3 protein-coding genes and 5 pseudogenes are annotated in these 7,023 nt (G+C 65.2%); 1 reads left to right on the top strand and 7 read right to left on the bottom strand.

Annotated elements, in window-relative coordinates; translation table 11 throughout:
* Positions 1-93: 93 nt before the first annotated feature.
* The 3 genes and pseudogenes from NF20_RS20795 to NF20_RS20785 form a co-directional block, all read right to left on the bottom strand.
* Entirely contained in the window at positions 94-990 is an 897-nt protein-coding gene (locus NF20_RS20795) for an alpha/beta fold hydrolase (RefSeq protein WP_007168381.1), read from the bottom strand.
* A gap of 52 nt (positions 991-1,042) precedes the next feature.
* Positions 1,043-1,483 (bottom strand): PaaI family thioesterase, encoded by a 441-nt coding sequence (locus NF20_RS20790; protein WP_007168380.1) that lies wholly within the window; start codon positions 1,481-1,483, stop codon positions 1,043-1,045.
* 49 nt (positions 1,484-1,532) lie between these two features.
* Positions 1,533-2,176 (bottom strand): annotated as a pseudogene (locus NF20_RS20785) (TetR/AcrR family transcriptional regulator).
* A 126-nt stretch (positions 2,177-2,302) separates the two neighbouring features.
* On the opposite strand from NF20_RS20785, the pseudogene NF20_RS28785 reads away from it, so the two are divergent.
* A pseudogene (locus tag NF20_RS28785) lies at positions 2,303-2,764 on the top strand (acetyl-CoA acetyltransferase); the annotation flags it as partial.
* Here the strand turns inward: NF20_RS28785 and NF20_RS26765 are convergent.
* From NF20_RS26765 to NF20_RS28780, 4 genes and pseudogenes are all read right to left on the bottom strand, one after another.
* Complete coding sequence (locus tag NF20_RS26765; protein ID WP_174814222.1) at positions 2,680-3,078, bottom strand: hypothetical protein; 399 nt, start codon at positions 3,076-3,078, stop codon at positions 2,680-2,682. The pseudogene NF20_RS28785 and the gene NF20_RS26765 sit on opposite strands and share 85 nt — an antisense overlap.
* Before the next feature lie 557 nt (positions 3,079-3,635).
* Positions 3,636-3,854, bottom strand: a pseudogene (locus NF20_RS26760) (transposase); the annotation flags it as partial.
* Positions 3,855-3,900: 46 nt separating this feature from the next.
* Positions 3,901-5,843 (bottom strand): annotated as a pseudogene (locus tag NF20_RS20775) (tyrosine-type recombinase/integrase).
* Positions 5,840-6,887 (bottom strand): annotated as a pseudogene (locus tag NF20_RS28780) (tyrosine-type recombinase/integrase). Before NF20_RS28780 ends, NF20_RS20775 begins: the two co-directional pseudogenes overlap by 4 nt.
* Between the last annotated feature and the right edge of the window lie 136 nt (positions 6,888-7,023).

Here is a 7,023-nt window from a genome sequence, read left to right as displayed (position 1 = left end):
TCTTAAACCTCCGCGGACTGATCCCCTTGATGCCGAGCTCGGCCATGATTTTGGCGCGGCCAGCCCGGGCTGCGCCAGATAGCCCAGAGCTTTTCACGCTGAAGTGCTTATCGTGCGGTCGAGAAATCCGGCGACGGCTGCGGTGAAGGCATCGTTGTCGTCGCCTGCGACCATGTGGCCGGTGCCGGAGACGTCCACCGCTTGGGCGTGCGGTACGACCTTGAGGAATTCGTCGACCGACTGCTGCGATGTCACATCTGAAAGGACGCCGCGCACCAGAAGAGTGGGTGCCTGCACGCGGCGGGCCCCTTCAACAAGCAGTTCGCTGATCGCGTCGAACTTTTCGGCACCAGTCGCGGGGTCACCTTGCAGAAACTGGAAGTTGGAAGTGATGAAGGCCGGATCCCATCGCCAGATCCACCGACCATCGTCGCGTTGCCGCAAGACTTTACGGAGTCCGTCCGGGTTCTTGGGCCGAGTGCGATGTCTGTTGTATTCGGCAATGACGTCCGCGGCGTCGTCGAGCGTGCTGAACCCGTCAGGATGGGCGGCCATGAACGACACGACGCGGCGTGCTCCGTGAAACTCCATTCGCGGAGTGATGTCGACCAGGACGACGGCTCCCCACAGGTCGGCGGGCGCCAGCAAGTGCGTGCCCAGGACGGTCATGCCGCCCAAGGATGCGCCGACGACGGCCGGCGGGCGGTCGGTGCTCGCGTGTTCACGCACGGCCAGCAGATCGGACGCTAGCCGTCCGAGGTCGTATCTTCCGGTAGGGTCCCACGCGCTGTCGCCGTGACCTCGGGCGTCATACGCGACGACCGTGTACCCACGAGCGTGCAAGCGGCGCGCTGTGGTCGCCCAGGCGTGTCGGTTTTGACCACCGCCGTGCAGGAGCAGCACAACGGCGCGGGCAGCGTCGTGCCGGTAGCAATCCGCCGTGAGGGTGACGCCGTCTGTGGTGCGGAATCGCTCGAGCGTAACGGTCATCGGGTGCGCTCGCCGTTGTGAAGTCGGACGACAATACCATCGGTCCTTTTCATCACGAGGAATTCCCCCTAGGGCTAACGACGGTCACTGTTCCTTGGGCGGCACATACCGCGCGCCCGTCGTTGGTGATGTCGATTCTGGCGACACCGCTGCGCTTGCCCAGCGCGATGATCTCGGTGACGGCGACGCATACTCCGCTTGACACGGGCTGCAGCAAGTTCAGCTTGAATTCGGTTGTGGCGACCCACGATCCAGCGGGGATCACCGGGTAAAACACCACGCCCAAGCAGTGGTCGACCATTGCTGACAGGCATCCGCCGTGCAGATTGCCGAACGGAGTCAAAAGGTCGTCCCGAGCATCCATCTGCACAACCAGCCGCCCGGCGGCGAACTCGGTGTGGCGAAAATCCAGGTATTTGGAGAGTCCTCCCGTGGTTGCCGCCGCGTTCTGCAATTCCTTGGCGATCTGCTGATTGAACTGCGCGAACTCCATGGTTAGCGCCCCTTCTCATCCACGGATATCGATGCGATGGTTTGAGACACTACTCTGCACTTGTTGCATCGACGCAAGGCTGGGTGTTGGTGAGCAGAGCTGGAAGCAGGAATCGGCGTAAAAAGGCATCGAGGCCTTCGGGGCTGCGGTGTCTGGGCCGCGGACCGACAGCAGGCTGAGGACGGTTCGCAGGATCCATTCGGCGGCATCGTCGACCGACACCCCGGGCTCGAGTTGGTCCCAGTGCGCAGCGAAGACAGGTCGAAGGAACTCGGCCACGAGTTCAAACAAAGCCACCGACGTTCCCTTGGCCAACCCCACGCCGGCGAGTTCCTCGTCACTGCCGAACAGCAATCCGATTGTCGGCTCGCGATGAGCGGCGCGTACCGTGACCTCGACGAAATCGAGTATTGCCGTGCCCAAATCGCGATGTACTGCGATCCGTCGACGCATGCGGTCTAGGTAGCGTTCGGCCGCACGCAGGATGACACCGGAAACGACGGATTCACGACTTGGAAAGTAGCGGTACACCGTGGCGCGCGACACCCCCGCCTGTCTGGCGATGTCCTCCATGGTGGTGCCCGGCAGCCCCTTGCCCTCCAGGCACGCTTCGGCGGCATCGAGCAGGAGGTCTCGGGCGACGTCGCGGGTCGTGGGAGGTGCCGTGCCCCAGCGCAACGATTTCTTCGTCACGAAGCAAGTATGCAGCCTCGGACCGATCGTGAATTAACGACCCAACCGGTTGTCGCATGGCTACTTATGTGACAATATCGCAAATATGTCGCAACAAAGGTGCCGACGATGAACGTGACCTGACCGTTGGCGATTCCGCCCCGCACTCCCGTTGTCGTCGCGGTCGGTGAGATCACGCACCGCGGCGACAGCGTCGTCGATCCCATCGATTTGGCTTGCGAAGCCGCGCGTCGAGCATTGCAAGACGCGGGCGCTGCGATCGGGCATCGGATCGATACGGTGGCGACACCGGGCATTCTGATGATTCCGCGTGACAATCCCGCGTCGAGAATTGCCGAAGCGGTTGGGCTGGCGCCCCGGCGTCGCATCAGCTGCCCGATTGGCGGCAATACACCGCAATACCTCGTCGAGGTCCTTGGTGGGGACATTGTGCGCGGTATCAGCGATGCGGTGCTGGTCGTCGGAGCCGAGACCGGCGAGTCCGCCCGCAGAGTCAAATCGGGTCATGCGCTCCGCGATCCGAAACCCGTTGATGCACAGGATGAGTCACTTGGCGACACACGTCCCGGATTGAGCCCAGCCGAGATGTGTGCTACCTCACCGACTTTGACTCCCGCCAGTTCAGCGATCGCAGTGAGGCTTTCACCGCGGCCTTGCATCCGGGCCAACGCTGTCGCGCCGGCCTGGCGGTGTTCGTGACGGCGCCGCTCTCCCTCTGCGTGTATCTCGAGGATACGGTTGCGCTCCCACTCGTCGACGGCGGCCAGCCGCCCAAGCTCGACGAGGAACGACGCAGCGTCATCGACATTTTGACGCTCACGCTCCAGACGTGCCTCGTTGGCCTTGTTCTGCGCCTCCCGGACACGCTTGCGCGCTGCCGATTTCGAATTGATGTTCACCACGTGGGAACCATAGGACGCACCCATCGTCGTGCTCTACCATCCTGACCAACATCATCTGTGTCCCCATTTGTCCGCACCCTTTGTCGCCAAATCGACTGCCTACCAATGCAACACATCCGCACCGATCCGCACCACTCACCACAACCACCTGTCCGATCCGGGAAACGGTCGGGTGCGCTCGTTCACGCGCTACGACACACTTATGCCAACGAGACCCGTACCACAGCAGCCTGAAACCCGCTATCTGCACTGGTCGGCACGCGGTGGTTTCGCTTGGTGTGCGATGGCGCTATATGACCAGCTCAGACACCCCTTCTGGACCTCAACCAGAAGGGCTTGACCGCTCTCCTAAAGCCGGTCTCGCAGATTCGACCCCCTGACCGCACTCGACGGTGCATTTCCGATCGAATGTCGCACTGCTGGTAGCGGGAATCGAAAACTATGCCTCATGATCTCGGTATGACCTGCCGGCCAGTACCAACGGCGGGAGACGGGGTTGGGGTCAAGTCCAGGGACGTGGTGTACGACGTCGTCGTGTGATTCTTCGACTTGGTGGTTTAGGCGGTCAGTGCCGCCGGGGTGTCCTCCTGTTCTGTTGATGGCGTGTGGTCGGCGCGGGATTTGCTGAGGACGTCGAGGCCGAGGTAGCGGCGGGATTCGGCCCATTCGTCGTGTTGTTCGGCCAGCACCGCGCCGACGAGGCGGATTAGGGCGTTGCGGTCGGGGAAGATTCCGACGACGTCGGTGCGCCGGCGGATTTCCTTGTTGAGTCGTTCTTTTATCCGGCCCTCGGGGGCGGGTCAACCCGTCGGGGTGGGATGTTCATCGATCGAGGCGCTGGAGGTGGTCGGTAAGGGCGTGGGCGACGCGGTCGTGGCGGGCGGCTTCGTCGGTCCAGCCGCGGCACTCGGCGTCGGTTCTGAGGGCCTGGACGTCGGCGAGTTGGTCGGTGAGCGTGTCGCGGAATTCGGGGCGGTGACGTAGTTGTCGCAGGTTTCGCAGATGTTGGCATAAGGGCACGCGCCCGCGGATTCGTGGCGAGCGCAGTATCCGTGTGCAACGCGGGTTTTCAGCATTTCACTGTGCAGCCAGCCGACCTTGTCGGGCAGGATCGGTTTGCCGACCGGGGTGAGGGTGAACTGGCGGCGCATCTTGCCCATCGCTTCGTCGTAGGCCGCGCGCAGGGTGGGCGAGGCCAGGGTGGCGTAGCGGATCGTCATTTGTGGAGTGACGTGCCCGAGTAAGGACATCAAGGCCTGCAGACTCATCCCGGCGTTGGCGAGTTCGGTGGCCCAGGTGTGGCGCAACTGATGTGGAGTGACCATCAGGACGCCGCCGTCGGGACGGTGCAACCCGGCGGATTCAGCGGCGGTGAGCAGCCCGTTGCGCAGCCGGGTGTAGCCCAGGCGGCGTCCGTGCCGGGTGAACAGAAAGTCGGTGAGCACGCCGGTGCGTGGGTGCGGCAGCGGCCGGTGCGTGCCGCGGAGGGCGACCCACTCGTCGAGCGCGGCGAGGGTCGCGGCGGAGAGCGGGACCATGCGTTCGGTGGCGAGCTTGCCCAGTGGCACCTTCAGCCAGGTTCCGGCCGGTCCGTAGTCGATGATGCTGCCCAGTTCGAGGTCGAGCAGTTCCCCCGCCCGCAGGCCGGCACCACGCAGCACGGTCAGGCCGATGCGGGCGAACGGATCCTGCAGGTGGGCAACGGCGTTCATCACTGCCGCGTCCACATCGGGTGCTAGCGCGCGTGGCAACGGCTGGTCGAGTTTGGGGACGTCGGCGGCGAATACCAACCGCCGTGGTGGGGCCTGCGCCCAGCCCCAGGCGGTGATGTCGTCGAGCAGGTTGCGCAGACTGAGCACTGCCGACTGGGCCACCGCGGCCGAGACGGTGCGCCCGGCGCCCGCGGCGGCGCGCTGACCACGCCAGCCCCGGGTGCGATTCCATTTCAGGTAGCCCTCGATGCAGCTCCGGTCGAGTTCACGCAGGCTGATGACGTCGGGATGGTGAGCGGTGAGGTATTCGGCGAAGGGCAGCAGGTCGTTGATCAGCGACTCGACCGATTTGGGCCGCAGCACCGCCGCGCGCACGCCGATGTAGCGCAGCAACGTCTGACGGATCGGGTCGGGCATCTCCACCTCGGTGAAGCGCTGCTCGAGGCTACGGGCCCACCGCCGGCGTTTCGGCGCGGTGTCGATGACCGCGGTCTCGAACAACAGCTGCCGCAGGCTGGCCAGCCGCCCCCTGTATGCCCGCCGCGACGATGGCGGCACCACGGTACGTGACAGCGCGGCGTCGAAGTCGTCGAGCGCGTCGCCGGTCAGGTCGGCGACCATTCCGCCGTGGTGTGCCAGCACTACCGCCAGACATTCGCCGAGGACCGTCTCGACCCAGGAACTCCTCCAGCCCAACCGAATTCCCGCATTCCGCAACGCGGCGAATCCGCTCGGATCCCGGTCCTCCACTGCGCGGCCCAGCCCGGTCAACTGTTTGACCGCGGCCAGCTCGACGTCCAGCCGTAACCGGCCGGTGCCGATCGTGTGACAGATCAGCGGCCACGCCCCGGTGTCCCGTATCTCGGCGATCCGCTCGGCTGCCGGCAGCGTCATCCAGGCGTGCAGGTCGCGGTGGCGTGCGGTGAAGTCGCGAGCGATCCGAATCCGGTCGCGTACCGCCCGCCCGCTCAAACCCAGGGTGGCGACGTGGTCGAGATAATCCGCCACCACCTCGTCGGCGCCTACGGGTTGGCCGACCAACACCGTGGTCACTGCCGGGCTCCGGCCAACGTCGCACGAGCAGCACCGTATTCGGCGGCGAGCTGCTCGATCGACAAATGCACGTAGCGGGCCGTGGTCTCCGGCGAGACATGCCCCATCAACGCCCGCAACGCCAGCAGATCGATTCCGGCCGCCGACAATTCGGTGCCGTAGGTATGCCGTAAACGGTGCGGGCGGACTCTTGTGGCGCCAGAGGTCTCCCGGTGCCGACGGAACAGGCTGCGCAGCCCGGCCTCGCTGACCGGTGCACCGGTCGTCGGGCCGCGCAGCACTACGAAGCACTGCGGCGTCGCCAACCCCGGCGGCCGCTCCCATCGCAGGTAGGCGGCGAGCTCGGTGAAGAACGCCGCATCGACCGGGACATGACGTTCCTTGCCGCCCTTGCCGATCACCCGAAGCCGGCGCCGGCCCATATCGACGTCGGCGAGCAGCAGGCCACGCGCCTCGGCCGAACGCAGCCCTCCGAGTAGCATCACCAGCACCATCGCCCGGTCCCGGTGCGTTGCCAGTGTCGCCAGGAACGCGTCGACATCGTTGGTGGACAACGATTCCGGAAGACGCTGCGGCTGACGCACCAACCTACCGCCACTGCGTGCACGCCCGGGACCCAGATGACCGAGCAACCCCCGCTGCGACTGGCGCAGCCCTGTCCCGCCGCGGCGACGGCACCGGATTGTCGGTGCAGACACCGGTCATCACCAGATACTCGAATAACGCGCGCACTGCCGCGACCCGGCGGTTCACCGTCGAAGCTGCCGGCGGGGTCGACGAGCGGTGACCGCCGGTGGGCTGGTCCGTTCGGCGGACGCCTTGCCAGTCGATCCAGTCGAACACCAACGGCGCATCGACCGCGGCGAGCCCGACCGCTTGCTGGACGAGGAACCGGCTCAAATTGGCGACGTCGAATGCGTAGGCCCGCACCGTGGCCGCGCTGAACCCCCGTCCCGCCAAATGGTTGAGAAACGCGTTCACCGCGTCCTGCCCGTCCCAGTCGCCCTCCAGGACATATCCGCTGTCGCTCTTGAGTACCCGCATCGCCGCTCCGCCTTCCCCCACCGAGATGCAGACAGCATCCATCCGTGCTCAGCGCTTGTGCGTGAACCTCACGCTGCAGCCCGAACCGTGTCCCCGGAGAGCCGGTTAACGGATAGTGGGTTGTTGGACCAGATCT

The organism is Mycobacterium sp. MAC_080597_8934 (assembly GCF_000523975.1).
Classification (GTDB): Bacteria; Actinomycetota; Actinomycetes; order Mycobacteriales; family Mycobacteriaceae; genus Mycobacterium; species Mycobacterium avium.
Note: the sequence above shows the minus strand (reverse complement) of the source record. Positions and strands in the feature narration are given on the sequence as shown.

Coding starts and splice junctions, on each gene's coding strand:
- NF20_RS20795 (WP_007168381.1), bottom strand. CDS start 990: ATGACCGTTACGCTCGAGCGATTCCGCACCACAGACGGCGTCACCCTC.
- NF20_RS20790 (WP_007168380.1), bottom strand. CDS start 1,483: ATGGAGTTCGCGCAGTTCAATCAGCAGATCGCCAAGGAATTGCAGAAC.